The organism is Rhizobium sp. LC145 (assembly GCF_001005825.1).
GTDB lineage: Bacteria > Pseudomonadota > Alphaproteobacteria > Rhizobiales > Rhizobiaceae > Neorhizobium.
This window is the reverse complement of the sequence record NZ_LBHV01000009.1, coordinates 99,818-125,267: the sequence shown is the minus strand read 5'-3', so window position 1 is coordinate 125,267 and position 25,450 is coordinate 99,818. Positions and strand designations below refer to the sequence as shown.

Below are 25,450 nucleotides of genomic sequence, written 5' to 3'. Positions count from 1 at the left end.
GTTTATACCGATGGCAAAGACAATCCTAGAAATCGTAGGACTGCGTAAGACCTACGGCTTGCTCGAAGTGCTCAAGGGCGTGGACTGTACGGTCAGGGAGGGAGAGGTAATCTCTATCATCGGCTCCTCCGGCTCCGGCAAGACCACTATGCTCCGTTGCATCAATATGCTGGAGGAATTCCAGGGCGGCACGATCAGACTCGACGGCGAGGAGATCGGCTACCATGTCGAAGGTACGCAACGCCGCCGTAAGGGCGAGAAGGAAATTGCCCGCCAACGCGCGCTGACCGGCATGGCTTTCCAGCAGTTCAACCTCTTCCCGCACATGACCGCAGCGCAAAACGTGATGCTCGGCCTCGTCAAGGTGAAGAAGATGGGTGGTGCGGAGGCCCGTGCCATCGCCGAAAAATGGCTGGAGCGCGTCGGGCTCGGAGCCCGCGCCGATCACTATCCCGGCCAGCTTTCCGGCGGGCAGCAGCAGCGCGTCGCAATCGCCCGCGCGATCGCCATGAATCCGCGCTTGATGCTGTTCGACGAGGTGACCTCCGCACTCGACCCGGAGTTGGTCGGCGAGGTGCTGCAGGTCATCAAGGGCCTCGCCGCCGATGGCATGACGATGCTGCTCGTCACCCATGAGATGCGCTTCGCCTTCGAGGTATCCTCCCGAGTCATCTTCATGAACCAGGGTGTGATCTGCGAAGAAGGTGATCCGAAAGAAATGTTCGTTCGCCCTAGGACGGAACGCTTGGCGGAATTCCTGAAAACATCAAGTTTCAACTAGAAGAAAAGCGAGATTCCCATGACCATCAAACGTTACGGCGCCGGCGAAACCGGGGCTGGTGGACAGCCCTTGCCCTTTGCTCGCGCCGTCGAGGCGAACGGCTGGCTCTACGTCTCCGGTCAAGTTCCCATGGAAAAGGGCGAGATCGTCCGTGGTGGCATCGTGTCCGAGAGCCGAAAGGCCATTGAGAACATGATCGGCATTCTGAAGGAAGCCGGCTACGGTCTTGAAGACATTGTGCGCATCGGCGTCTGGCTCGATGATCCCCGCGACTTTTGGAGCTTCAACGGCGTTTATGCCGAGTATTTCGGCGAGAACCCGCCTGCTCGCGCTTGCGTTCAGTCGCGGATGATGGTCGATTGCAAGGTCGAGGTCGATTGCGTGGCCTACCGCGCCGATCGTAGCTGAATTTTTGGCATCGCGCCTCTTGGGCTGCGATCCTTCTTTCGAGGAGCCTCATGGCTGACGCCGAAGACATCGTATCGAGACGCACACGCGGCCTGGACCGGGCATTCGAGATTCTCGAATTCCTGCGCCGGAAGCGTCAGCCCATGCGGCCGAACGAGATCGCATCGTCCATCGGCGCACCGCGCTCCTCAATCTACGAGCTGGTCAACCTGCTGCTGCGCCACGGCATGCTGGATTATGAGGGCGGCGATGGTCGCGTCTTTCTCGGCCGCAAGCTCTATTTCCTCGGCACCGCCTATGCAGAACAATTCGACCTGATGCGCGAATGCGACCGCATGCTGGTCCGCCTGGCCGAGGAAACCCGCGAAACGGCGCAGATGTGCCTGCTCGAGGGCGACAAGTACACGGTGGCGATGATGCGCGAGGGGCTGCGGCCGTTCCGTATCTCAGCAAATGTCGGCGAGTTGGTCTCGATCCCTTGGACGGCGTCCGGCCGGCTGTTGGTGGCGCATCTCTCGGATGAGGAAATCCTTGACTTTATTCCGCCCGGCGATTTCGTGCTGCCGAACGGCCAGCGGCTTGATCCGCAGGAGTTCATCGCACAGGTCCGAAAGGCGACCGAGGACGGCTACTTCACCTTCAATAGCGTGGTCGAGAACTTTACCCACTGTTTTGCGGCGCCCATCCATCGGGCCGACGGCGTGTGTATCGCCACGCTCTGCCTCGTTGCGCCGCGCGAGGACGGCATTCGCAACCGTGACGGTTATCTGGAAAGCCTCACCCGCGCTTCACGTGAGATTTCCGAAAAGCTCGGCTTCCACGGGGTACAAGCAACAGCCAGCTCTTCCTCCGGTGGGTATGACAGGACGTCTTCTGCCTGATCCCGGACCCTTTGCGCCGAATACTCGTATGTCTGCTTTTCGCGTTCGATGCTTAACTGCGGATGGCCTGCCCTCGCCCCCCTCTTTCGATCGAGGCGGAAGGTGGGGCGAATAAGACTGCCTGTGCGCGGTATTCAGTCATCGATCCCGCCCGCACGACTGGGTGTTGATGCCCAGCGTGTGAAGCGGCGTGCATTGTTTGGTCATGCGAATGCTTTCCAGAAATTGAGAGAATCGAGATCCAGGCTGGTGTCCCTCGACGGTTTCCAGCCCAGATGCGGCGCGATCTTTTCGGCAAAGTCCGTGATGATCTGGACATATTCCTCGAGAGCGAACTCGTAGGGCAGTTCCAGACGCAATTCGTGTACCTCCCGCAGCACGTCGTCAGCCAGCAACCGCTCCAGGATCTCGTCGGAACCGCCGACCAGATCGCGGCTGAAGAGCGTGCGGCGCGGCCCTTGCGGCGACAGCGTGCGCTCGTGCCTGCTTGCGGCATATGCGCAATATCTCTCCCGCGTTCTCCTGTCGGCGCTGTCGGTCGGCACGATCACCCTGCCGGCGGCCACGCGAGGCGTCTTATCCGGCGGCAGGACGGCGCGGTAAGCCTGGAGCTGCCTCGCCTGCGTCTTGAAGAAATCATCGCCGGCATCACCCGAGGTGAGACTACCGATCATCAGGTTGAGACCGGCCTTTCCCGCCCATTCGCAGGAGCGGAGCGAGCCGCCCCCATACCAGACGCGGTCCCGCAGCCCCTTGGCATAGGGCTGGAGCCGCGCCCGCTGGCGATTGCCGGGCGAGACCACATAGGTTTCGTCATCGCCGATGAAATCGCCGCCGAGATTGGCAAGCAGCCGCTCGACGCGGGCATATGAAAAGTCGAAGCTGCGCCAATCTCCGTCGAAGACCAGAGGCGCCACCAGCTCGGCATGCAGCGGCGGCCCGGCGCTCACGCCGACATTCAAGCGCCCGCCGGACAGCGCATCCGCCATGGAAAGATCCTCGGCAAGCCGGAAGGGGCTTTCGTAGCCGAGCTGGATCACCGCCGAACCGAGCTCTATCCGCTTCGTCCGCTGGCTTGCCGCCGCCAGAAACACCGCCGCCGAGGAGACGCCATGCTCCAGATGCCGCTGGCGGACCCAGGCACTGTCATAGCCCAAGGCTTCCCCCGCCTCGAAGAGCTTGAGCGAGGCTTCCAGCCCACCGCCGGGATCCTCGTCGGGATAGTTTCCGGGCGTGAGAAAGCCGATATGGCGAATGGAAAGCGAAGCGTCTGTCATGATGCGGATCAGCTCTTGGGAAGTCCAGGCGGATTGGTTTGCGATTGAGGCAGTGCCTCTTCGGCGAGCTGCCAGCGCTCCAGAAGCCTGGCGTAAGCGCCGCTCTTCATCAGGTGATTGGTCGCAAGCGTCAGCGCGTCCGCAAGCCCTGACCCCTTGCGGGTGGCGATCGCCACATCCGAGCGTTCCGGCCAGCCGGCCGAGAGCGTGCCGACGCGCTTGATGTTCTTGTCGCGAGCGGCGATGTAGGCGAGCTGTGCATGCGGCTGGACGATAACGTCCACCCGCCCGGCGCGCAGCGCCACCAGCCGGGCCGCCTCGTCGTCGTGGTATTGCAGCTGGATAGGCTCCAGCCCGGCCTTGACGTTCTCATCGCGCCACTTGAGCAATATGCGTTCCTGGTTGGTGCTGGCGCCAACGGTGATGCTCAATCCCGCCGCGTCCTTCGGCTCCCTGATCTCCTTGACGTCGCTGTCGGCCTTCACGAAGAAGCCGTGCAGTCCCTGGCGATAGGTGGAGAAATCGAACTTCTCCTTGCGCTCTTCGGTTACTCCGACATTTGAGATCACCGCATCATACTTGCCGGAGACAAGGCCGAGCGGCCAGTCGGCCCAGGCAACAGGCACCAGTTCCAGGTCGAAACCCAGGCTGTCGGCGACAGCGAGTGCGTAGTCCGGATCGGCACCGACCACGGTCTTTGCATCGGTCGCATAGGTTGCGAGCGGCGGACCGCCCGGCGATATCGCCACGGTGAACCTGCCGGGCGACACGAACTTGAAGTCGTGAGGGATGGCGGCGATCGCCGCCGGGTCCTTCTCTGCCCGCACGCGGCCTGGCTGATCGGGCGACAGATCGAAAATGTCTTCCGCCGCCAGGGCGCCATAGGCGAGAAGCGGCAAGGTGAGGAGGCCAGCGGCAATCGCGCGGCCGATCTTTCTGGTGAGGTTCATGGGTATTGTCCATTGAAGGAGGGTTGAGGCGGGACGGGAGAGCCGCCCTCGCCTTTCGGCTTGCCTGCGTCCCATCAGCTTTTCGGCAGGCCCGTTGGATTGGTGCGCGACTCGGCGACCGCCTCGGCGGAAAGGTTCCAGCGCGAAAGCACCTTGGCGTAATTGCCGCGTCTGCGCTGCTCGTTGAGGGCGCCAGTGATCGCGTCCGCCAGACCGGAACCCTTCCGCGTCGCGACCGCGATCTCCGCGGTCTGCGGCCAACCGCCGGAGAAGGTCCCGACCAGCTTCGTCTTCTTCTCCTTTGCCGCCTTGAACGCCGAGGTGGCGTTGGGACCGAGATAGGCATCGGCACGGCCCGATTGGAGCGCTACGTCGAGCACGGCCTCGTCGTCGTAATACTGCACCTCGCTGGCCGGCAGGCCCTTCGCATTGTTGGCCTCGATCCAACGCAACAGGATCTCCTCCTGGTTGGTGCCCGAGGAAACGATCACCTTGAGGCCAGCCACGTCCTCCGGCTTGGTGATGCTGGTGACCTTGCTCTCCAGCGGCACGTAGAAGCCGAGAAGATCATTGCGGTAGGTCGAAAAATCGAACTTCTCCTTGCGCTCCTCGGTGACGGTGATGTTGTGTATCGCCGCGTCGAACCGACCGGAGGCGACGCCAAGCGGCCAGTCGGCCCAGGCGATCGGCACCAGTTCGAGCTCAAGCCCCAGGCTGTCGGCGACGAGCTGGGCGATATCCGGCTCGCTTCCCACCGGCGTCTTGTTGTCCGTGGCATAGGCCGCGAAAGGCAAGCGGCCGGGAACGGAAGCGACCGTCAGCTTTCCCGGCGTGACGAATTTATAGTCGGCCGGAATGAGCTTTATCGCTGCTTCGACCTGCTCGACCCGGATGCGATCCTTCTGCTCGGGCGAAAGATCGACCTCCTGCGCCTGGGCGGTTGCCCCGAAGAAGCCGGAGAGGGAAAGCAGGCTTGCGATCGCGAGGCCGAAAATCCTTGATCTGTAAGTCATGGCGGGATGTCTCCTTGTTCGAGATTTTTGTTCAGAGGACCTTGGCGAGGAACGCGGCCGTGCGCGGATGCTCGGGCCGGCTGAAGACCTTGTCCGGCGAGCCGGTTTCGAGAATCCGGCCCCGCTCCATGAAGACCACCAGGTCCGATACCTCACGGGCAAAGCCGATTTCATGGGTGACGATGACGAGCGTCGTTCCGGAGCGGGCGAGTTCCTTGATGACGTCGAGGACCTCGTTGACGAGTTCCGGATCGAGCGCCGAGGTGGGCTCGTCGAAGAGCAGCACCTTCGGCTTCAGCGCGAGCGCTCTGGCGATCGCCACACGCTGTTGCTGGCCGCCGGAAAGCTGTCGTGGATAGGCATCGCCTTATCCGCAAGGCCGACGCGGGCCAGCAGCTCGCGCGCCTCGGTCAAGGCCTGCTCGCGCGTATTGCCGCGAACGCTGACCGGCGCTTCGGCAATGTTTTCCAGAACCGTCAGATGCGGGAAGAGATTGAAGTTCTGGAATACCATGCCGACTTCGACGCGCCGCTTCAGGATATCCTTCTCCTTGAGCTCATAGAGCGTCTCACCATCCTGCCGGTAGCCGATCAGCTCGCCGTCGATAGCTATGAAGCCGTCATCGACGCGCTCGAGATGATTGATGGAACGCAGGAGCGTCGATTTTCCCGATCCCGATTGACCGAGAATGGTGGTGACGCTGCCCGCCGGAAGGGAGAGCGTCACCTCGTCCAGGACCTTCAGCTGGCCGAAACTCTTCGACACACCATGGATCGTGACCTCGCCGCCACGGAAATGCAGGGGGGCGATTGCCGCGGCGCGGCGTTCGACCGGCCGGTCCGCAACTTCCGGCGTCCTTGCCGGCTCGGCAGCCTTGGGGACGATCCGGCGATAAAGGCTGGTGAAGATCGACGGCGGCGGGTTGCGCAGCGCGCCTCGCGCATAATGCCGCTCGATATGATGCTGGACGATCGAAAGGACGGTGAGGATCACCAGATACCACACGGTCGCGACCATAAGCAGGGGAATGACCTCCAGATTGCGGCGGTAGATGATCTGGATCGTGTAGAAGAGCTCCGGCAGGGCCAGGATGTAGACCTGCGACGTGCCCTTCGCCAGACCGATGATGTCGTTGAAGGCCGTCGGCAGGATGGAACGCATCGCCTGCGGCAGGATGATCCGTGATGCCTGGCGGCTGCGGGGCAGGCCGAGCGCGGATGCGGCTTCGAGCTGGCCCTGATCGACGGAAAGGATGCCGCCGCGAATGATTTCCGAGGCGAAAGCCGCCTGGTTCAGAGTGAGGCCGAGGACGGCCGCCGCAAACGGCGTGATGAGCTGGGTCGTGTTCCAGCTGAAGAAATTGATGCCCGTATAGGGCACACCGACCGTGACCGTCTCGTAGAGATAGCCGAGATTGTTGAGGATCAGCAGCAGCACGATCAGCGGGATCGAGCGGAAGATCCAGATATAGGTCCAGGAGACGCCGGCCAAGAGCGGCGAGCGCGAGACACGCGCCAGCGCCAGCCCGGTCCCCAGGATAAACCCGAAGAAAGCGCCAAGCAGCGTCAAGAGCAGTGTGCGCGCAAGTCCCACCAGCACCGGTTCTGCGAAGAACCATTCCGCGAATACGTCCCAGCCCCAGCGGGGATTGCCGAGAACGGAGTGGAGCGTCGCCGCGATGACCAGCAGCGCGAAGATCGTGCCCGCCGTGCGAGCGGGATATCGCGCCGGAACGATGCGGTAGTGGGAATAATCTCCCTTGGCGGCGGTGGTTTTTCGAGGTTCGGCGACGATACCGTCGAAATCGGTCGTAACGGCCATGATGATCTCCTCACGCGCTGTGGAATGCGCCGGCGACCGGCTGTGTTGCTGCTGGCACCGGCCGGGCCTGGGCCTTGACCGGAAGCAGTTTTTCGAAGGGCAGTTTGCGGATCGTCTCCAGATCGGCCGTGGTGTCGAAAAGGGCCGTGTAGCCGTTGGTGAGGTAAAGCCCCACGGCTTCCGGCTGGCGAAAGCCGGTCGTCAGATAGATGCGGGAATAGCCCTGCCGCGCCGCCTGCGCCTCCAGCTCAACCAGCACCCTTCGGGCAAGCCCCTGCCGGCGAAGGCTCGAATGGGTCCAGATCCGCTTGAATTCGGCGGTTCCTTCGTCCTGGTGCCGCATGAAGGCGCCGCCTGCGATCGCCTGACCGTCACGCAGCAGCAGGAGGAAACCGCCATTCGGCGGCGCGAAGACCTCCGGCGCATAGCGGTTCATTTCCTTGGTGGCGCCCTCGGCATCGTAGAAGCTGCCGTAACGGCTGTCGTATTCGAAGGTCAGTTCCTCGATCAGCGGCTTTGCCAGCGGATCAAGCGTGGTGGTGTAGACAAAACGGTCGCTCACGGGATCGCTCCTCTTCATCGGCTGGTCAGGACAGGAAGGCTTCGGCAAGCCGCACCCAGAGCCGTGCGGCCGGCGCAATGATCTCGTCGTTGAAATCGTATTGAGGACTGTGGAGAGGCGCGCTGTCGCCATTGCCCACGAAGAGGTAGGACCCCGGCCGTGCCTGCAGCATGTAGGCGAAATCCTCACTGGCTGTCCGCGGGCGGAAGTCCTTGGCAACCTGCTCAGGAGGGAAATTCGATTCCGCCACGCTGCGCGCAAAACGGGTTTCCTCGACATGATTGACGACTGCCGGAAAACCCCGGCGGTAATTCACCTCTGCCTGGGCGCCGAAGCTTTCCGCCTGCGCCTGCGCCAGAACCGGCACACGCTGTTCGAGCCTGTCGCGGACCTCCGGCGAATAGGCCCTTGCCGTCAGCTTCAGCTCGACGCTTTCGGGAATGACATTGGAGGCCGAGCCGCCATGGATCGAGCCGACCGTCAGCACCGCCATTTCCAAGGGATCGACATTGCGGGCGACGATGCTCTGCAGCGCGGTGATGAACGATGCCGAGGCGAGCACGGGATCGACCGCCTCGTGAGGTGCCGCACCATGCCCGCCCTTGCCGACGATGCGGATCAACGCCTGATCGACCGAGGCCATGGCCGGGCCTTCCACGAAGCCGAATTGCCCGGCGGTCACACCCGGCCAATTGTGGAGACCGAAGACAGCGTCCACCGGGAACCGCTCGAACAACCGGTCCTCGATCATCTTGCGGGCGCCCGCCCCAACCTCTTCGGCCGGCTGGAAGATCAGCGTCAACGTGCCGGAGAACTTTCCATGCTCGGCAAGATAGCGCGCGGCCGCGAGCAGGATCGTCGTGTGGCCATCATGGCCGCAGGCGTGCATCACGCCGGGATTGCGGCTCGAATAGGCAAGTTCGGTTGCCTCGTCGACCGGCAGCGCATCGATATCCGCCCGGATACCAATGCGCCTGCCGCCTTTCCCCCGCCTGAGCGTGGCGACCACCCCATAGCCACCTACTCCCTCCGTCACCTCGTAGCCGTAGGAGAGGAGGTATTTGGCCACGACTTCGGAAGTCCGCCGCTCATGGAAGGAGAGCTCCGGATACTGATGCAGGTCCCTGCGGATCGCCACGAATTCGTCGATCGAGGCAAGGATCGTCCGTTCGGCGTCGTCGCGATGACGCGCGCCGTCTATATGGATGTTCATGATCTTCTGCTTTCCGGGTCTTGCCGCCGCCCGTTCGGCTTGCGGCCGCTTCACCCTTTTCAGTTGTTCAAGCCCGTGCTTTTTCCGTCTCCCGCGACCCGGCCGCGTAAACGCTCTCGCGGTAGGGCAGTCCGAGATGGTCTCGAAGCGTCTTTCCTTCGAGATGCGGATCGAAATAACCGCGCTCCTGAAGAATGGGGACCACCAGACGGATGAAGTCGTCCAGGCCTTCCGCGATCACCGGGAAACCGAGGATGAACCCGTCCGCCGCATCGTTTTCGACCCAGTCGATGATCTTGCCGGCAATCGCATCCGCTGCACCGACGAAGCCTTCACGCGGGGTTGCGGCCTCAAGCGCCACCTGACGCAGCGTCTGGTTCTTCTCCTTCGCGATCTGCTTGATCCGATCCGTCGTCGAGCGGAAGCTGTTCTTGCCGATCTCGCCAAGGTCCGGAAAAGGCTCGTCCAGCGGATAGACGCTGAAATCGTGATGGTCGAAGAAGCGCCCGAGATAGGCGAGCGCATCCTCGATCGAGATCAGGTCGCGAATGATCCGGTATTTCTCCTCAGCTTCCGCTCGTGTCTTTCCCACGATGGGGCCGATGCCCGGGAATATCTTCACGTCGTCCGCCGAGCGGCCTTGCGCGACCGCCGCCTGTTTCACCCGGCGTGAGAAAGTCTGGTTGTCCTCCAGCGATACCGCATGGGTGAAGACCGCGTCCGCATGCCTGCCGGCCAGGCCGATGCCGGCATCTGAGGAGCCCGCCTGGAAGATAACCGGCTGCCCCTGCGGCGAGCGTTGGATGTTGAGCGGTCCCTCCACCTGGAAGAACCGCCCCTTATGGTCCAGCCTGTGCAGCTTTTCGCGATCGAAGAACTTGCCGGTTTCGCGGTTCCGCACGAAGGCGCTATCATCCCAACTGTCCCAGAGGCCCTTGACGACCTCCAGATATTCATGCGCCATCTCGTAGCGCAGCGCATGTTCGGGATGCGGGCGGCTGTAATTCCTCGCCGTTCCTTCAAGCGGCGTCGTCACCGCGTTCCAGCCCGCGCGACCGCCGCTCAGGAGATCGAGCGAGGCAAACTGCCGGGCAACGGTGAAGGGATCGCTGTAGGAAGTGGAGACGGTGCCTGCGAGGCCGATCTTGGAGGTGGCCGTCGCCAACGCCGAAAGCACCGTCAGCGGTTCGAACCTGTTGAGGAAATGCGGGATCGATTTTTCATTGATGTAGAGACCGTCCGCCACGAAAGCGAAGGCGATGCCGGCGGCTTCCGCCTTCAATGCCGTATTTTTGAAGAATTCCAGATTGACGCTGGCATCCACCGGGCTCGACGGATGGCGCCAGGCATTCATATGCCCTCCCGCGCCCTGCAGCATGATACCGAAACGGACCTTCTTGCTCATCTCATATCTCCTTAAAGATCATGCGGCTGCGGAAAGCGGCTTGCGCGCCAGAAGCTCGATGCAGGCTAGTCGCTCGTCAGCGCTCACCGCGGGCGGCTCCAGAACGAACTCCTCGATGCCGTGGAGTTGCGAAAGGCGTGAAAGCTCCTCGTGAATGCTCGCCGGCGTGCCGTGCAGCACGCTCGGCTTGCGTTCCTCGATGCGGTATTCCTTCGCGCCGGCCTGTCTGGCGAACTCCTCCGCCTGTTCTCGGCGCCCAAGACTCACCGACTGGCCGTTGTCCAGGAAGACCTTGAAGACCTTCAGCTCCCCGATCCGTGCTGCGGCATGTGCAGCGTTTTCGGATGCGAAAGCCGCAAGGGCCAGAATGGCCGACTTGCCGCCGCTTTCGCTTCGGAAGGTTTCGAGGCTGATGCGAAGGTTTTCCGGATCTCCGTTGAGATGCCCCGCGAAAACGAAACTCCATCCCCGCGCCGCGGCAAGGCGCGCGCTGTCCGGACTTGCCCCAAGCAGGAGACGCTCTGCCGTCACCGGGGGCTTTGGGCCTGCAAGCGGCACGGTGTCGTCCAAGTGGCTTGCGACGGCATCGTCAAGAAATGCGGTCAGATCGGCCAACTGCGCTTCGAATTCCGGCCGGGCGGTGCGATAGGCCTGCAGAGCGGCGGTGGATTTTGGCAGTCCGCCAGGGGTCTTCCCGATACCGAGATCGACGCGACCGGGCGCCAGCGACGATAGGAGGTTGAAGACCTCCGCCACCTTATAGGGGCTGTAATGCTGCAGCATCACTCCGCCCGAGCCAACCCGGATACGGGAGGTATTGGCGAGTATCCAGGAGATCAGAACTTCCGGGGCGGAACTCGCCAGCTCCGTGCTGCCATGATGCTCCGCCACCCAGAACCGGCGATACCCCAGCTCCTCGGCCCGCTTGGCAAGATTAACCGTATGGGTAAGAGCGGCAACGGCGCCCTCCCCCGTGGGAATAGGGCTTTTGTCGAGAAGGCTGACTGCGTACATCATGACCTCGCGGAGGCGGGTTGATCATGACCTTATTTGTCTATTAATTTAGTAGATAATGAAGGGAGATATTTCCGATTGTGAGAAAGAAGAGGGAAATCATTTTCCAAGTCGCGCCCACTTGCCACTCCTGGTTTTCCAATGAGCACGGCCTTCAAAAGGCTGGCCGCATATGACTCCTATCCGCAGCGGCGCGACATTCTCACGTCTTGAAGCCGTCGCGAACCCGCACCCGCCGCCATGATTTGGCGCCCGCCACGCCCTGGCAAGCGTTTCACCTTTTCTCCTCAAACAGCCCCGTGTCGCGGAAAAACCTTCTACGGCAACCGGGATCTTTATCATTATCTTGTTTGTCTACTTATTTAATAGACTTTAGCGTTCGACGGACATCAAGGAAGGAGCAGATTGCTCCCCATCATTTGCTGGAGGAATTGCCGTGGATTTGGCAGGAAGATTATCGATCGCACCCTCCCTTGCTCGGGAGAGCCTCGCGCCCGACGCCCTCAAGGCGGCAATGCGCCATGTCGCAGGAACCGTATCGGTCGTTACCGCCGGGGGAGAAGATGATCGGACGGGAGCCACCGTGACCTCCGCCACGGCTTTGTCGGTGGAGCCGCCGACGATGATCGTCAACATCAATCGCTCCTCCTCCACCTGGCCGGTCATCGAAAGGCATCGCCATTTTTGCGTGAACATCCTCACCGCGGAACATCAGGCCGTCGCCGACCGCTTCGCAGGCAAGGGCGGCGTAAAGGGTAAGGAACGTTACGCGAGCGCCGAATGGACCACGCTGGCGACCGGGGCTCCCGCCCTGATCGGCTCCCTGGCCGCTATCGATTGCGACGTCGAGGAAATCATCGAGCGGCATAGCCATGCCATCATCATCGGGCGCGTGATCGCGATTTCCCTGAGAGGCGGCTCACCCCTGATTTACAGCCATGGCCAGTACCGCAATCTGGAAGACTAGGGCGACTTCTCTCTACCGCAGCCTACTCGGGGCAAGATTAGTCGCCATCGGTCGCGCAATTGAAGATTTATTTCTTCTCGCGGCCTCTGCCGCATGGCTCAATGACGGGCTGGATCGGGGAGTAGAGCAATGAGCAGGGTTTTCCATTTGGCGGGAAAGATCAGGGCAGTCGCTCCATATCTTGCGACGGAAGACGAAGCCATCGAGGTGGCGAGCGCGCTGGCCGCCCGGCTTGCCGAAGGTTCAAGTCATCGCGATCGCGAACGCATACTTCCCTATGATGAGATGGAGCTTATAGCCCAATCGGGTCTCCTGGGGACCACCGTTCCATCCGAATATGGCGGCGCGGACATCTCAAACGCTTTCCTGGCCGAGGTGATCGCGATCCTGGCCGAGGCAGACGGCTCCATCGGCCAGATCCCTCAGAGCCATTTCTACATCCTCGAAGCGCTTCGGCTGAGCGGAACCGAAGAGCAGAAGAAATATTTCTTCACCCGCGCCCTTGCCGGCGAGCACTTCGCCAATGCACTCGCGGAAGCCGGAACGGGGGTAGCGGGAGATATCGAGACGCGGTTCGTGCCGGATGGCATGGGCTATCGCATCACCGGCCGCAAATACTACTCGACCGGCGCCCTTTTCGCCGACTGGATCGCGATCTTCGGCAAAGACCATCAGGGCAGGCTGGCGATGGGCATCGTATCGCGCCGGACGGACGGATTGACAATCACCGACGATTGGGACGGGTTCGGGCAAAGGACCACCGCAAGCGGTACGGTTCTCTTGAAGAATGTGTATGTCCCGGCCGACTCGGTCATCGGCTATCACAGCAGCCTGGAGCGGCATGCGCCACTCGGTTCCCTCGGACAGCTCCTGCATGCCGCGGTCGATCTCGGCATCGCGCGCGCCGCCTTTACCGACATGGTCGGCTTCGTTCGCGGAAAGTCCCGCGGAAACCGCAATATCGGAATTGAAACGGCGAGCGAAGACCCCTTGACCATAGCCCGGGCGGGTTCGATCGCCGTTAAGATCGAAGCCGCGACCGCGGTTCTGGAGCGGTCGGGTCGCAAGGTGGACGCGGCACAGATCAGTCCCTCGCCGGAAGCGGCCGTGGAGGCTTCACTCGCTGTCGCGGCGGCAAAGATCCTCACGACGGAAGCCGCACTCGAGGCAACCAACGGCCTCTTCGAGCTTGCGGGCACCTCCTCCACGAAGGAGAGCCTCAATCTCGACCGGCACTGGCGGAATGCCCGCACCCATACCGTTCACGACCCGGTCCGCTGGAAACACCACGCAATCGGGGATTTCCATCTGAACGGCAATGTTCCCCTGCCCAACGGGCAATTCTGAAACGCTATTTGCCGCCCGCGCGGATCTCGTCACCGTCCAGCAGGCCGCTCGAACGCTTGGCGACCATCTGTTCCAGCGTCATGTTGTCGAGGATGGATGCGATCGCGTCGCGCACGTCCGTCATGGAGTGCCTGATCTGACAATCTTCGGGATGATCGCAATCATCGCAGGGCTCGAAGGCGGTCTTGCTGGCACAACGGATCGGCGCCAGCGGACCGTCAAGGATGCGCACCGCCTGGCCGACATAGATCTGCGACGCGGGCTTTGACAACGCATATCCGCCGCCAGGCCCCTTTTTGGAGCGCAGGATGCCACCTTTGCGCAGCTCGAGAAGGATTGCATCGAGAAACTTCTTCGAAATGTTGTTCTGTTCGGCAATTTCGCTGATGAAGGCGGTCTTGCCAGGTTCGAGCTGTGCCAGGTGGATGAGCGCCTTGAGCCCGTATTTGCCCTTTTTTGTAAGCATCGACTATCGAAGTTCCATTTGGATATCTGCGGCCAGCCGGTCCGGCAAAGGCAGCTAACCGATACAGGAGCCGGCAGAAAGCTTCAACGACGCTTTATGGGGAAACAAAATCAAGCCCGATATCGAGTGTCGGCGCGCTATGGGTGATCCAGCCGATCGAAAGAAGGTCCACACCCGCCCCGGCGATTGAGGCTGCGCTCGAAGGGGTGATGCCACCCGAAGCTTCCGTAATGGCCCGTCCTTTGACGATCGCGACCGCTTCGCGCAACTCCTCCGGCGTCATGTTGTCCAGCAGCACGGCATCGACGCCGATATCCACGGCGTGGCGCAGCTGTTCGAGCGTGTCGACTTCCACCTCGATCTTGACCATATGGCCAGCCCCGGCTTTCGCGCGCCGGATCGCCTCGGCGACACCGCCGGCAATCGCAACGTGGTTGTCCTTTATCAACACTGCATCATGAAGCGCGAAACGATGGTTCATGCCGCCACCGGCGCGAACCGCATATTTCTCGAGAGCACGAAGTCCCGGTGTCGTCTTGCGGGTGCAGACCACCGATGCCCTCGTCCCGCTGATTGCAGCCACGATCTCCGCCGTGACTGTGGCGATGCCGGATAGATGACCCACAAAATTGAGAGCGGTCCTTTCCGCCGTCAGCAAGCCTCGCGAAGGGCCTTCGATCGTCGCGATGACGTCACCGGCCTTCACGCTTGCACCGTCCGGCACATGGCGGCTCATCACGATCGCCGGATCGATGAGCTGGAAGGCCAATTCAGCGGCATCGAGGCCGGCTATAACCCCAGGTTTGCGGGCAGCCATCACCACCGTCGAACGATGATCCGCAGGGATGACCGTCGCCGACGTGATATCGCCGGCGAGCCCCAGGTCTTCCATGAGGGCTGCGCGAACCGGCTGCTCCAGAATGAGCTTGGGAAGAGGAGAGAGAAGCATGTCAGGCGCTCCTGGCAAGCGAGTGGGAGAGGATGTCGTGGGCGGCTTCAAGCGCATCAGTGAGCCGCATGACGCGGCGCTGAGGCTTGGCGAGCTTGAGAGGAAAGTCCGTGCGCGCATGTGCACCGCGCGACTCCTGCCTGAGTTCCGCAAAGACACTTATCAGCAAGGCGACGATTGCCGGATCGGACGAAGGCCCCTCACACTCCGCCAGCGGCAGGAGCCCGGCAACCGCCTCGCGAATGGAAGCGGCGTTTCGCAGCACGCCCAGATGCCGTGACACAATGGGGCGGATGACAGCAAGGTCCGGCGAGGCCGGCAGTGGCTCCGATCGGAGGCCTCCTTCTGATTCCTGCAGCAGACCCGCGATATCGCGTGCGGCGCGCATGCCCATGACGGCCGCCTCGAGCAGCGAATTGCTGGCGAGACGATTGGCGCCGTGAAGGCCGGTGCATGCCGCCTCCCCCACGACCCAAAGACCGCGAACCGAGCTTCGGCCGCCGGCATCCGTCGCTACCCCGCCCATATGGTAATGGACGGCGGGACGGACCGGGATAAACTCTCGCGATGGATCGACGCCCGCTTCACGACAAAACCCGTCGATCGTCGGAAAGCGGCTTGAAAACCTCGCGCCCAGCGCCTTGCGAGCATCCAGAAACACCCGGCCGCCGCGGGCGATCTCGGCGCCGATGGCGCGCGCCACGACATCTCTGGGAGCAAGCTCGGCACCCGGCTCACGAGCGAGGAAACGCTCGCCCTTCTCGTTGAGCAGGACCGCGCCTTCGCCGCGGACCGCCTCGCTCACCAATGCCAACGGCCGCCTCGGAGAATCGAGCGCGGTCGGATGGAACTGCACGAACTCCATGTCGGCAAGCATGGCTCCCGCCCTTGCCGCCAGCATGATGCCCTGACCAAAATTACCGGTTGGATTGGTGCTTGCGTCATAGAGGCCGCCCAACCCGCCCGTCGCCAGCACGACCTGCGATGCCGGGAGGACCGCAGCACCGCTCGAAGTCGCGCAGAGCAGGCCCGCGACATGGTCACCATCCATGAGCAGCCGACGGACCTCCACGTCCGTCAGGATCGAAATTGAAGGCGTGTGCAGGACAGCCTGCACCAGAGCCCTGACGATAGCCGCACCGGAGGCATCGCCTTGTGCATGGACGATGCGGCGGCGGGAATGGGCCGCCTCTAGGCCGAGCATGAATGCACCCTTGCCGGCCCTATCGAAGCCGACACCGAATTTCTCCAGCAGGGCAATAGCCGCAGGTGCCTCCTTCAGGATCGATGCCGCAACGGCCGGATCGCAAAGCCCGTCACCGGCGGCAAGCGTGTCGGCCAGATGCAGGTCCACGCTGTCATCGGCACCAAGACTCGCGGCAATGCCGCCCTGCGCCCAGGCGCTCGACGTCCCGGCGCCGAGGCCAGCGCGGGTGACAAGCACGACCGGGCGCGGAGCGAGCGTCAGCGCCGTCATCAGACCGGCCAGTCCGCTCCCGACGACCGCGACGCAGCCGGCGAGATGATCGAGCTGCTCGGTCATACGGCGAGCATCCTTTCGACAGCGCGGCGCGCAGCGACGGCGACCGCCGGATCGACGATCACCTCGTGCCGGTTCTCCTCAAGCGCTTTGCGGATGTTGGAGAGCGTGATGCGTTTCATGTGCGGACAGAGATTGCAGGGCCGTACGAATTCCACATCCGGATGGTGGACCGCGACATTGTCGCTCATCGAGCATTCCGTCAGCAACACGACGCGGGCGGGCTTCTTTTGCCCGACATAATCGGACATGACCGCCGTGGAGCCGGCAAAGTCCGCCTCGGCCACCACGTCTGGCGGGCATTCGGGATGGGCAAGAACCGTCACGCCCGGATAGGCCTCGCGCAAATCCCGGACATCCTCAGCGCTGAACAGTTCATGCACCTCGCAATGGCCGTGCCAGGCGATGATTTCGACGCTCGTCTCCCGCGCAACGTTGCGAGCAAGATATTCGTCGGGGATCATCAGCACTTTCGGAACGCCGAGCGATTCGACCACCTGTTTTGCATTGCCCGATGTGCAACAAATGTCGGATGCCGCCTTCACCGCGGCCGACGTATTGACATAGGTGACGACCGGCACGCGGGGATGGGCCTGCCTCAGGAGCGCGATGTCCTCCGGCGTTATCGATTCCGCCAGCGAACAGCCCGCCTTCATGTCCGGGATCAGCACCGTCTTTTTAGGGTTCAGGAGCTTTGCGGTCTCCGCCATGAAATGCACGCCGGCGAGAACGATGACCTCGGCATCCACCTCGATTGCCTTGCGGGCAAGCGCCAGACTGTCGCCGACGATATCCGCAACGCCATGGAAGATTTCCGGCGTCTGATAATTGTGCGCGAGGATCACCGCGTTGCGGCGGCGCTTGAGGTCCAAGATGGCCTCGACATCGGCCTCATAGGCCATCCACTCGGCCTTGGGGATGACGCGGCTGACGCGATCGTAAAGTGAGGATGCCGAAATCGACGAGTTCATGCGCGACTCCTATTATACTCCAAGTGAGTATATCGAGAGCGCATAGATATTCTCAAACAGAGTTTATGTCAACTGCGTGAAAGAGGAAGTTTCGATCCCGATAGCGCCCGCTCTTCCAGCACCGCGTGGCGATAGCGGAACAGCTTGGCCGGCCGGCCGCCGGTCTCGCTTGTGACCTCGCCGGTTTCCTCGATGAGCTCCTGCTGATCGATCAGCCGGCGGAAGTTCGGCTTGTGCAAGGTAAGCCCGGCTAGAGCCTCGACGGTGCGCTGCAGTTGCAGGAGCGTGAAGCTTTCCGGCATCAGTTCGAAGACGACCGGCCGGTATTTGATCTTGGCGCGCAGGCGGGCAATACCGGTTGCCAGGATGCGGCGATGATCTGCGAACATCGCCCGGCCAGCCGAACCGGACCCCGGGGCCGCTTCGGCAACCAAGCCTGCTTCGTACATCAGTTCGTAGCGATGGAGGACAAGCTCCTCGTTCCAGGGAGCGCCCTCAAGACCGAAGGTGAACTCGACCCGGCGCTTCCGATATTCTCGGCGGGATGGTTCCGCCTCCGCCCATCTCTGCAGCCGGTCGGCAATTTCCGACAGGATTTCCGGCCTGCCCTTCCTATGGTCCTCCCAGGGAAAATATTCGTACCAACCATGCCAGCCGGGGTTTCCGGCACCCGGTGCCGCCTGCTCGCGCACAAGGCCGAGATAGCTGATCGAGATCGCCCGCCATCGGGCGCTTTCATGCGTGCGGTCGCGATCGGCAAATGTATAGAGCTGCTCCAGGTAGCCGACGGGATGACCCGTCTGGTCCTGCACCCATTCCCTCAAGCCCGCCTGCAGGCTCCTGTGGCCGAGCTCGAACGGTCCCGACGGCAGTGCCTCGCCCCGCCTCACGGTCATGACCTTCGGCTCCCCCTGGGTCGCTGCGATCAATACGGCTATGAGTTCAGCAAGGGCAAGTCCAGCCGTCACGCGGGTCACATCTCCAGTGGCAATCAAGCGCCTTTATAGCCGGCAACCGGCGAATTGACAGCGCGAACACATCGAGAGCCGGCATAGCGTCTTCGCCAGTCAGGACCGAGGCTTGAACGTATGTTCCGGTCCGGGAAACCGGCGGGAGCGGACGTCGGTAGCGTATTCCTCGGCAGCCCTGGAAATTCTCTGGCCGAGCTCGTCATAGCGTTTGACGAAGCGCGGCGTGAACTCATTGAAAAGCCCAAGCATATCGTCCGAAACCAGGATCTGGCCGTCGCATGCGGACGACGCGCCGATCCCGATGGTCGGAACATCGATCAACCCGGTCAGTTCGCGGGCGAGCGGCTCCACGGTCCCCTCGATGACCACCGCGAATGCGCCGGCGCCGCCAACCGCGCTTGCATCGCGCCGCAGCTTTTCGCCTTCCTGTTCAGAATGCCCAACCGAACGGTAACCGCCGGCCGTGTTCACCTGCTGAGGCATCAAACCGATATGTCCGAGAACGGGGACGCCACGAGCCGACAGGAAGCCGACGGTCTCGGCCATCTCCTCTCCACCCTCGAGCTTGATCGCGTCGCATCCCGTCTCCTGGAGTACGCGCACTGCGTTTCTGAAAGCGACCTCCTTGGATTCCTGATAGGTGCCGAAGGGCATATCCACGACCACGCAGGCCTTGCCCGCTCCCCGCATCACGGCCTGACCGTGCGCAATCATCATTTCAAGGGTGACGCCGACGGTGGTTTCCATCCCATAGAGAACCATGCCCAGTGAATCGCCGACCAGCAGCAGATCGCAATGGGGGTCGAGCAGACGCGCCGTCGGCGTTGTGTAGGCGGTCAGGCAAACGATCGGATCGCTGCCTTTCATCGCCTGGATATGCCGGGGCGTGAGGCGTTTTGGGCGCGTGGGAGCGCTCATCGCTCGGTCCTCCCTGTTTCGCCCTGTCGCGGATGAATGACCCTGTTGTCGAGCAGTCGAGTGGACCCGACGCGGACGAAAAGTGCGATCACCACGGGCTCGATGATGGAGGTCACGGGCCGCAGGGTCGTAGCATCCCTCACCGCGACGACCTCGGCGCTCGCCAAAGACTCGCGCGCCAGAAAAGCGCGCAGCTTCTCTTCCAGTTCCATGGGATCGGTCAAGCCATCCTCGACCAGTCGCTCCGCTTCGGCCAACGTCCGGGGCACGATCACGGCCGCGCGGCGCTCCGCCTCGCTCAGGTAGACATTGCGCGACGATAGCGCCAAGCCGTCGCTGTCACGCACCGTCGCGACCGCGACGACACGGACCGGCAGCGCGAGGTCTTCAACCATTCGTTTGATGATGACGACCTGCTGGTAATCCTTCTCACCGAAATAAGCGGCCTGTGGCTGGACGATGTTGAACAGCTTGCAGACGACCGTCGCCACGCCCGCGAAGTGTCCGGGCCGCACCGCACCTTCGAGTTCGATCCCAAGTTCCGGCACGTCTACGACCGTCTTCATCGGACGGGGATACATCTCCTCCACACCAGGGGCGAACAGGATGTCCACGCCGGCGCGTTCAAGCATTCCACTATCACGCGGCAGGTCGCGGGGATATCGGATGAGATCCTCATTGGCGCCGAACTGCAGAGGATTGACGAAGATCGACACCACCACAATGTCGCATTCGGCTTTTGCCCGTTCGACGAGCTCCATATGGCCGGCATGCAGATACCCCATGGTCGGGACGAAGCCGACGCTTTTTCCTGAAGCCGCAAGCTGCCGAAGATGGCCGCGTAACTCTTCGATCTTGCCGATAACACGCATGGCGTCTCCCCCCATGGCACAACTCTCAGTGCTTTAGTCAATTGAGGGGAGCTTCACAATCCGGTTCTGCCCGGTTCTGCAAGCTCGCGGCACGTCACGTCTTGAGGCCAAGAATTCCCTCTGAATGCGGTCAGAGACCATCAGGGGTATCTGAGCTGCACTGAATTTTTTTCCATCGATGCACTTTTTTGTGCATTGCCATTACACCGGCCCGGTTCTGTACTATCTTCATAATAATGATTCTCGGAAATTGCCGCATCACCTCTTATGGTTGCGGCATTGGGCTGTGGCGCAATCCTGACTGGAGGGGCCGATGCTAGGTGAATCCTTGTTGGACGCATTCACGCGCAACTACGAAGCGCGGCGCGAAGCCGACATGTCGATCGAAGAATACCTGTCTATATGCAAGAAAGATCCGATGGCCTATGCCAATGCCGCCGAGCGCCTGCTCGCGGCCATCGGAGAACCTGAAATCGTGGACACGGCGAAGGACGCACGCCTCGGCCGGATTTTCGCGAACAGAACCATCCGCACCTATCCGTCCTTCCCCGGATTCTACGGCATGGAAGATACGATCGAGCGGATCGTCTCCTTCTTCCGGCACGCGGCTCAGGGTCTGGAGGAACGCAAGCAGATCCTTTATCTGCTCGGTCCCGTCGGCGGCGGCAAATCCTCCCTTGCCGAGCGGCTGAAACAGCTGATGGAGGCCAATCCCATCTACGTCCTGAAGGCGGGCGAAGAGATGAGTCCGGTCTTCGAAAGCCCGCTCAATCTCTTCGATCCGGCCGCCATGGGCCCGCTGCTGCTCGAAGAATACGGCATTCCGACGCGGCGCCTCAGCGGCATCATGAGCCCGTGGTGCCTGAAGCGGCTCGATGAGTTCGGGGGCGACATATCGCGGTTCCGCGTGGTGCGGATCCAGCCCTCGAGGCTGCGGCAGATCGCGGTCGCCAAAACCGAGCCGGGCGACGAAAACAACCAGGACGTCTCGTCTCTGGTCGGCAAAGTCGATATCCGCAAGCTCGAGCACTATTCGCAGAATGACCCCGATGCCTATAGCTATTCGGGCGGCCTTAACCGGGCGAACCAGGGCATCCTCGAATTCGTCGAGATGTTCAAGGCGCCAATCAAGATGCTGCATCCGTTGCTGACCGCGACGCAGGAGGGAAATTACATGGGCACCGAGAATATCGGCGCCCTCCCCTTCTCGGGCGTCATCCTGGCGCATTCGAACGAAGCGGAATGGCAGGGCTTCAAGGCGAACAAGAACAACGAGGCCTTCATCGACCGCATCTGCGTCATCAAGGTGCCCTATTGCCTGCGCGTGACCGAGGAACAGAAGATCTACGAAAAGCTTATCGAGAGCTCGGAACTGGCGGCTGCCCCTTGCGCTCCGGCGACGCTGGAAATGCTGGCGCGTTTTTCCGTCCTCTCGCGCCTGCGCAAGCACGAGAATTCGACGGCGTTTTCCAAAATGCGGGCCTATGACGGCGAGAGCCTGAAGGAAACCGACCCGAGGGCCCGCAGTGTGCAGGAATATCGCGATGCTGCGGGCGTCGATGAAGGGATGGACGGCATTTCGACCCGCTTCGCCTTCAAGGTGCTTGCCTCGACCTTCAACCACGACACGACCGATCTCGGCGCAGATCCGGTCCATCTGATGTATGTCCTGGAACAGGCCATACGCAGGGAACAGTTCTCCGAGGAAACCGAGAAACGCTATATCGAGTTCATCAAGGCGGATCTGGCGCCCCGCTACGCCGAGTTCATCGGCAACGAGATCCAGAAGGCGTATCTGGAATCCTATTCGGATTACGGGCAGAACCTCTTCGACCGGTATGTGGACTATGCCGACGCCTGGATAGAGGATGTCGACTTCAAGGACCCGGATACCGGACAGCTTCTCGATCGCGAGCTGCTCAATCAGGAACTGACGAAGATCGAAAAGCCGGCAGGCATCGCCAATCCGAAGGATTTCCGCAACGAGATCGTCAAGTTCTGCCTGAGGTCACGGGCGAACAATGGTGGAAGGAACCCGCCCTGGACAAGCTATGAGAAAATTCGCGAGGTGATCGAGAAGCGGATGTTCTCGCAAGTCGAGGACCTTTTGCCGGTAATTTCCTTCGGTACGAAAAAAGATGGTGAAACCGAAAAGAAGCACAGCGAGTTTGTATCTCGTATGACCAGCCGCGGCTATACCGAACGACAGGTTCGGCGGCTTGTGGAATGGTACATGCGCGTAAAACAGGCAGGTTAATGCTCACGGACCAGGTACCGACATGCACATCATCGACCGGCGGCTGAACCCGCGCGGTAAAAGTCTGGAAAACCGGCAACGATTTCTGCGGCGAGCAAAGGACGCCGTACAGCAAGCGATCAAGCAATCTTTGCAAAACCGCGGAATCCGCGATGTACTCGATGGCGGCGAAATCCATCTTCCGATCGGCGGCTTGGGGGAGCCGGGCTTTCGCCGCGCCGCCGGAGGCCTGAGAGATTATATCCTGCCGGGCAACCGTACTTTTGTCGAAGGCGACATCATTCCGCGGCCCGTCGGCTCGGCGGCGGGCAGGTCGAGGCTTGCGGGAGAGGACGACGACAGCGAGGATAGCTTCCGTTTCGTTCTCACACGCGAGGAATTCCTCGACATGTTTCTCGACGAGCTGGAATTGCCCGATCTTGCCAAGCGGCGGCTGAGCGAGACGACGGAGGTCGTTCCGGTGCGGGCGGGCTATTCCGTTTCGGGGCCGCCCTCTAGCCTCGCGGTCGGCCGCACCACACGGCTTGCCATGATGCGGCGCATCGCTCTTCACCGGCCCAAGAAGGAGGATATCGAAGCCCTCGAAAGGGCCATAGAGGAATGCGACAGCGAGGAGGACCGCCTGGCGCTCAAGGCCGAATTGAAGCTGCTCACCGAAAAGAGCCGGCGCGTTCCCTATATCGATCCGCTCGACGTGCGGTATCGCCGTTTCGAAAATACTCCAAAACCGGTCGTCAAGGCCGTGATGTTCTGCCTGATGGATGTGTCCGGTTCCATGACCGAGCACATGAAGGACCTGGCCAAGCGCTTCTATCTCCTGCTCTATCTTTTCCTCACCCGCCGGTACGAGAAAGTGGAAATCGTCTTCATCCGGCATACCGAGAAGGCCGAAGAGGTCGATGAACAGACCTTCTTCTACAGTCCCGCAAGCGGCGGCACGATGGTTTCCAGCGCGCTTGCAGCCATGCGCGCCATCATCGGGGAACGTTACGATCCGACCGAATGGAACATCTACGCCGCGCAGGCTTCGGACGGCGACAATTCCTACTCCGACGGCAGCGTGGCAGGGCAGTTGCTGGAGCATGAAATCCTGCCGCTCTGCCAGTATTTCGCGTATATCGAGGTGGGCGACGAGGACGACGATTCCTCTTCGTCCTCCTCCACGCTCTGGCAGCTTTACCAAGATATCCATGCGGGTAAGCGCCCCCTTTCGATGCGCAAGGTCTGCCGTAAGAACGAGATATTTCCCGTCTTTCACGATCTCTTCCGAAAGGGTCAGGTACATTCCGAGGTGGTACCATGACGAAAGCGTCGGCTGAGCTCTTTCAAGGCGCCGACTGGGATTTCGGGACCCTCCAGCGCATCCATGACGCCTGCGAGGAGATCGCGCTCGGCGAGCTCGGGCTCGACGTCTATCCGAACCAGATCGAGGTGATCACCACCGAGCAGATGCTGGATGCCTATTCCTCGACAGGCATGCCGCTCTTCTACCGCCACTGGTCCTTCGGCAAGCATTTCGTCCATCACGAGGCGCTCTATCGGGGCGGCAAGCGGGATCTGGCCTATGAGATCGTCATTAACAGTTCTCCCTGCATCTCCTATCTGATGGAGGAGAACACGGCGACCATGCAGACCCTGGTGATCGCCCACGCCGCCTTCGGTCATAACCACTTCTTCAAGAACAACTATCTCTTCAAGCTGTGGACCGATGCCGAGGGCATCCTGGATTATCTCGAGTTCGCGAAATCCTACATCGCCCGCTGCGAGGCCCGCTATGGCGAAGCGGCCGTCGAAGCGACGCTCGACGCGGCCCATGCATTGATGTCGCATGGGGTCCACCGTTATGCCGGAAAGACCAGGATCGACCTGCGCGACGAAGAGCGGCGGCAGCAGGAACGGCGCGCCCACGAGGAGCAGATATTCAACGATCTCTGGCGCACCGTGCCGGGTACGCGCAAGCGCAGCGCCGCCGACGTGGATTTCGAGAAGCGCCGCGCAGCGCTGGGCCTGCCCCAGGACAACATCCTCTACTTCCTCGAAAAATCGGCGCCACGCCTGCAGCCGTGGCAGCGGGAAATCCTACGCATCGTCCGCCATATCGCGCAGTACTTCCACCCCCAGCGCCAGACCAAAGTGATGAACGAGGGGGCGGCAACCTACACCCACTACAGGATCATGCAGAGGCTTCACGAGCGGAAGAAGCTCAGCGACGGCAATCATCTGGAATTTTTGAAGTCGCACACGAACGTCGTCTTTCAGCCCACCTACGACGACCCGCGGTTTTCCGGCATCAACCCCTATGCGCTCGGCTTTGCGATGATGCAGGACATAGAAAGGATCGTGACAGACCCAACCGACGAGGACCGCGAATGGTTTCCCGATATCGCCGGCCAGGGCGAACCGATGGAGGTTCTGCGCGCGATCTGGGCCGATTATCGCGACGAGAGCTTCATCCGCCAGTTTCTAAGCCCGCACCTCATCCGGAAATGGCGACTCTTCCAGCTTCATGACGCGCCCGAAATCCACGAGGGCCTGCTGGTTTCGGCGATCCATGACGAGCGTGGGTACAAACGCCTCCGCCGCGAGCTTGCGCAGCAATACGACATAGGCTGGGGCGACGCCAGGATCGAGATCGTCGATGTGGATCTTGCCGGCAACCGACGGCTCGTGCTGCATCATCTCATGCTGAACGACTGTCCTCTCGACGAAAGCGAGATCAAGCTCGTGCTGCAGCATCTCGCGGATCTATGGAGCTATGAGGTCCTGCTTCAGGAAATCGACAGCGCCGAGAAGGTCATCAGAGAACATACGGCTCATCCGCGTGAAAATCTCTATAGAGCTTCCGCGACGTCTTAGCCTTGTTCCCG

At 61.5% G+C, this 25,450-nt stretch carries 22 protein-coding genes and 1 pseudogene; 8 read left to right on the top strand and 15 right to left on the bottom strand.

Translation table 11 applies throughout. The annotated features are described in order from the left end of the window. The first annotated feature begins 10 nt into the window (after positions 1-10). From YH62_RS22555 to YH62_RS22545, 3 genes are read left to right on the top strand one after another with little or no spacing between them, the layout of a single operon-like run. The gene (locus YH62_RS22555; protein ID WP_046796537.1) at positions 11-781 is read left to right on the top strand and encodes an amino acid ABC transporter ATP-binding protein; all 771 of its coding nucleotides are present in this window, start codon (positions 11-13) and stop codon (positions 779-781) included. Between the two features lie 18 nt (positions 782-799). After that, complete coding sequence (locus YH62_RS22550; RefSeq protein WP_046796536.1) at positions 800-1,189, top strand: RidA family protein; 390 nt, start codon at positions 800-802, stop codon at positions 1,187-1,189. 50 nt (positions 1,190-1,239) lie between these two features. Continuing rightward, positions 1,240-2,070: an IclR family transcriptional regulator gene (locus YH62_RS22545; protein WP_046796535.1), complete on the top strand. Its 831-nt coding sequence runs from the start codon at positions 1,240-1,242 to the stop codon at positions 2,068-2,070. Between the two features lie 203 nt (positions 2,071-2,273). Here YH62_RS22545 and YH62_RS22540 read toward each other — a convergent pair whose 3' ends face one another. The 8 genes and pseudogenes from YH62_RS22540 to YH62_RS22500 form a co-directional block, all read right to left on the bottom strand. Then, complete coding sequence (locus tag YH62_RS22540; RefSeq protein WP_046796534.1) at positions 2,274-3,347, bottom strand: LLM class flavin-dependent oxidoreductase; 1,074 nt, start codon at positions 3,345-3,347, stop codon at positions 2,274-2,276. 8 nt (positions 3,348-3,355) lie between these two features. Continuing rightward, positions 3,356-4,297 carry an ABC transporter substrate-binding protein gene (locus YH62_RS22535; RefSeq protein WP_082118460.1) on the bottom strand — a complete coding sequence of 314 codons (942 nt, stop codon included), beginning with the start codon at positions 4,295-4,297 and terminating at the stop codon, positions 3,356-3,358. Between the two features lie 74 nt (positions 4,298-4,371). Next, positions 4,372-5,310: an ABC transporter substrate-binding protein gene (locus YH62_RS22530; protein WP_046796533.1), complete on the bottom strand. Its 939-nt coding sequence runs from the start codon at positions 5,308-5,310 to the stop codon at positions 4,372-4,374. Between the two features lie 31 nt (positions 5,311-5,341). Beyond that, a pseudogene (locus tag YH62_RS31045) lies at positions 5,342-7,131 on the bottom strand (amino acid ABC transporter permease/ATP-binding protein). A gap of 10 nt (positions 7,132-7,141) precedes the next feature. Continuing rightward, a complete protein-coding gene (locus YH62_RS22515; protein ID WP_046796639.1) occupies positions 7,142-7,693 on the bottom strand; it encodes a GNAT family N-acetyltransferase in 552 nt (183 codons plus the stop codon). A gap of 25 nt (positions 7,694-7,718) precedes the next feature. Further along, positions 7,719-8,906 carry a M20 aminoacylase family protein gene (locus tag YH62_RS22510; protein WP_046796638.1) on the bottom strand — a complete coding sequence of 396 codons (1,188 nt, stop codon included), beginning with the start codon at positions 8,904-8,906 and terminating at the stop codon, positions 7,719-7,721. A 67-nt stretch (positions 8,907-8,973) separates the two neighbouring features. Then, positions 8,974-10,311: an LLM class flavin-dependent oxidoreductase gene (locus tag YH62_RS22505; protein WP_046796532.1), complete on the bottom strand. Its 1,338-nt coding sequence runs from the start codon at positions 10,309-10,311 to the stop codon at positions 8,974-8,976. Positions 10,312-10,329: 18 nt separating this feature from the next. Further along, complete coding sequence (locus tag YH62_RS22500; protein WP_046796531.1) at positions 10,330-11,328, bottom strand: MsnO8 family LLM class oxidoreductase; 999 nt, start codon at positions 11,326-11,328, stop codon at positions 10,330-10,332. A gap of 439 nt (positions 11,329-11,767) precedes the next feature. Between YH62_RS22500 and YH62_RS22495 the strand changes: the two genes are divergently transcribed. Both YH62_RS22495 and YH62_RS22490 read left to right on the top strand, forming a co-directional pair. Continuing rightward, entirely contained in the window at positions 11,768-12,292 is a 525-nt protein-coding gene (locus tag YH62_RS22495; RefSeq protein ID WP_245282162.1) for a flavin reductase family protein, read from the top strand. Positions 12,293-12,421: 129 nt separating this feature from the next. Next, a complete protein-coding gene (locus YH62_RS22490; RefSeq protein WP_046796529.1) occupies positions 12,422-13,639 on the top strand; it encodes an SfnB family sulfur acquisition oxidoreductase in 1,218 nt (405 codons plus the stop codon). A gap of 4 nt (positions 13,640-13,643) precedes the next feature. Here YH62_RS22490 and YH62_RS22485 read toward each other — a convergent pair whose 3' ends face one another. The 7 genes from YH62_RS22485 to panC all read right to left on the bottom strand — a co-directional run bounded on the left by YH62_RS22485 (position 13,644) and on the right by panC (position 20,326). Beyond that, positions 13,644-14,105 (bottom strand): Rrf2 family transcriptional regulator, encoded by a 462-nt coding sequence (locus YH62_RS22485; RefSeq protein WP_046796528.1) that lies wholly within the window; start codon positions 14,103-14,105, stop codon positions 13,644-13,646. Between the two features lie 94 nt (positions 14,106-14,199). Continuing rightward, positions 14,200-15,054: a carboxylating nicotinate-nucleotide diphosphorylase gene (gene nadC, locus YH62_RS22480; RefSeq protein ID WP_046796527.1), complete on the bottom strand. Its 855-nt coding sequence runs from the start codon at positions 15,052-15,054 to the stop codon at positions 14,200-14,202. Position 15,055: 1 nt separating this feature from the next. Then, positions 15,056-16,597, bottom strand: a complete 1,542-nt coding sequence (locus YH62_RS22475; protein ID WP_046796526.1) for an L-aspartate oxidase — start codon at positions 16,595-16,597, stop codon at positions 15,056-15,058. Then, the gene (nadA, locus tag YH62_RS22470; RefSeq protein WP_046796525.1) at positions 16,594-17,565 is read right to left on the bottom strand and encodes a quinolinate synthase NadA; all 972 of its coding nucleotides are present in this window, start codon (positions 17,563-17,565) and stop codon (positions 16,594-16,596) included. The genes YH62_RS22475 and nadA overlap by 4 nt, the downstream gene beginning before the upstream one ends. Before the next feature lie 68 nt (positions 17,566-17,633). Next, positions 17,634-18,560, bottom strand: coding sequence for a hypothetical protein (locus YH62_RS22465; RefSeq protein ID WP_348625781.1), 927 nt, complete (start codon positions 18,558-18,560; stop codon positions 17,634-17,636). A 72-nt stretch (positions 18,561-18,632) separates the two neighbouring features. Beyond that, entirely contained in the window at positions 18,633-19,454 is an 822-nt protein-coding gene (gene panB / locus YH62_RS22460) for a 3-methyl-2-oxobutanoate hydroxymethyltransferase (protein WP_046796523.1), read from the bottom strand. Further along, entirely contained in the window at positions 19,451-20,326 is an 876-nt protein-coding gene (gene panC, locus YH62_RS22455; RefSeq protein WP_046796522.1) for a pantoate--beta-alanine ligase, read from the bottom strand. Before panC ends, panB begins: the two co-directional genes overlap by 4 nt. Positions 20,327-20,639: 313 nt before the next feature. Here panC and YH62_RS22450 point away from each other — a divergent pair, with 313 nt between their 5' ends. From YH62_RS22450 to YH62_RS22440, 3 genes are read left to right on the top strand one after another with little or no spacing between them, the layout of a single operon-like run. Beyond that, positions 20,640-22,583: a PrkA family serine protein kinase gene (locus tag YH62_RS22450; protein ID WP_046796521.1), complete on the top strand. Its 1,944-nt coding sequence runs from the start codon at positions 20,640-20,642 to the stop codon at positions 22,581-22,583. Between the two features lie 22 nt (positions 22,584-22,605). Next, positions 22,606-23,886, top strand: coding sequence for a YeaH/YhbH family protein (locus YH62_RS22445; RefSeq protein ID WP_046796520.1), 1,281 nt, complete (start codon positions 22,606-22,608; stop codon positions 23,884-23,886). Continuing rightward, positions 23,883-25,439 (top strand): SpoVR family protein, encoded by a 1,557-nt coding sequence (locus tag YH62_RS22440; RefSeq protein ID WP_046796519.1) that lies wholly within the window; start codon positions 23,883-23,885, stop codon positions 25,437-25,439. Before YH62_RS22445 ends, YH62_RS22440 begins: the two co-directional genes overlap by 4 nt. Positions 25,440-25,450 lie beyond the last annotated feature (11 nt).

Bases quoted from the DNA above. Each gene is read 5' to 3' on its own strand.
- YH62_RS22485 (WP_046796528.1), bottom strand. From the start codon at position 14,105: ATGCTTACAAAAAAGGGCAAATACGGGCTCAAGGCGCTCATCCACCTG.
- YH62_RS22510 (WP_046796638.1), bottom strand. From the start codon at position 8,906: ATGAACATCCATATAGACGGCGCGCGTCATCGCGACGACGCCGAACGG.
- YH62_RS22550 (WP_046796536.1), top strand. From the start codon at position 800: ATGACCATCAAACGTTACGGCGCCGGCGAAACCGGGGCTGGTGGACAG.
- YH62_RS22545 (WP_046796535.1), top strand. From the start codon at position 1,240: ATGGCTGACGCCGAAGACATCGTATCGAGACGCACACGCGGCCTGGAC.
- YH62_RS22475 (WP_046796526.1), bottom strand. From the start codon at position 16,597: ATGACCGAGCAGCTCGATCATCTCGCCGGCTGCGTCGCGGTCGTCGGG.
- YH62_RS22555 (WP_046796537.1), top strand. From the start codon at position 11: ATGGCAAAGACAATCCTAGAAATCGTAGGACTGCGTAAGACCTACGGC.
- panB (WP_046796523.1), bottom strand. From the start codon at position 19,454: ATGAGCGCTCCCACGCGCCCAAAACGCCTCACGCCCCGGCATATCCAG.
- nadA (WP_046796525.1), bottom strand. From the start codon at position 17,565: ATGAACTCGTCGATTTCGGCATCCTCACTTTACGATCGCGTCAGCCGC.
- YH62_RS22500 (WP_046796531.1), bottom strand. From the start codon at position 11,328: ATGATGTACGCAGTCAGCCTTCTCGACAAAAGCCCTATTCCCACGGGG.
- YH62_RS22490 (WP_046796529.1), top strand. From the start codon at position 12,422: ATGAGCAGGGTTTTCCATTTGGCGGGAAAGATCAGGGCAGTCGCTCCA.
- YH62_RS22530 (WP_046796533.1), bottom strand. From the start codon at position 5,310: ATGACTTACAGATCAAGGATTTTCGGCCTCGCGATCGCAAGCCTGCTT.
- nadC (WP_046796527.1), bottom strand. From the start codon at position 15,054: ATGCTTCTCTCTCCTCTTCCCAAGCTCATTCTGGAGCAGCCGGTTCGC.
- YH62_RS22450 (WP_046796521.1), top strand. From the start codon at position 20,640: ATGCTAGGTGAATCCTTGTTGGACGCATTCACGCGCAACTACGAAGCG.
- panC (WP_046796522.1), bottom strand. From the start codon at position 20,326: ATGCGTGTTATCGGCAAGATCGAAGAGTTACGCGGCCATCTTCGGCAG.
- YH62_RS22505 (WP_046796532.1), bottom strand. From the start codon at position 10,311: ATGAGCAAGAAGGTCCGTTTCGGTATCATGCTGCAGGGCGCGGGAGGG.
- YH62_RS22445 (WP_046796520.1), top strand. From the start codon at position 22,606: ATGCACATCATCGACCGGCGGCTGAACCCGCGCGGTAAAAGTCTGGAA.
- YH62_RS22535 (WP_082118460.1), bottom strand. From the start codon at position 4,297: ATGAACCTCACCAGAAAGATCGGCCGCGCGATTGCCGCTGGCCTCCTC.
- YH62_RS22540 (WP_046796534.1), bottom strand. From the start codon at position 3,347: ATGACAGACGCTTCGCTTTCCATTCGCCATATCGGCTTTCTCACGCCC.
- YH62_RS22440 (WP_046796519.1), top strand. From the start codon at position 23,883: ATGACGAAAGCGTCGGCTGAGCTCTTTCAAGGCGCCGACTGGGATTTC.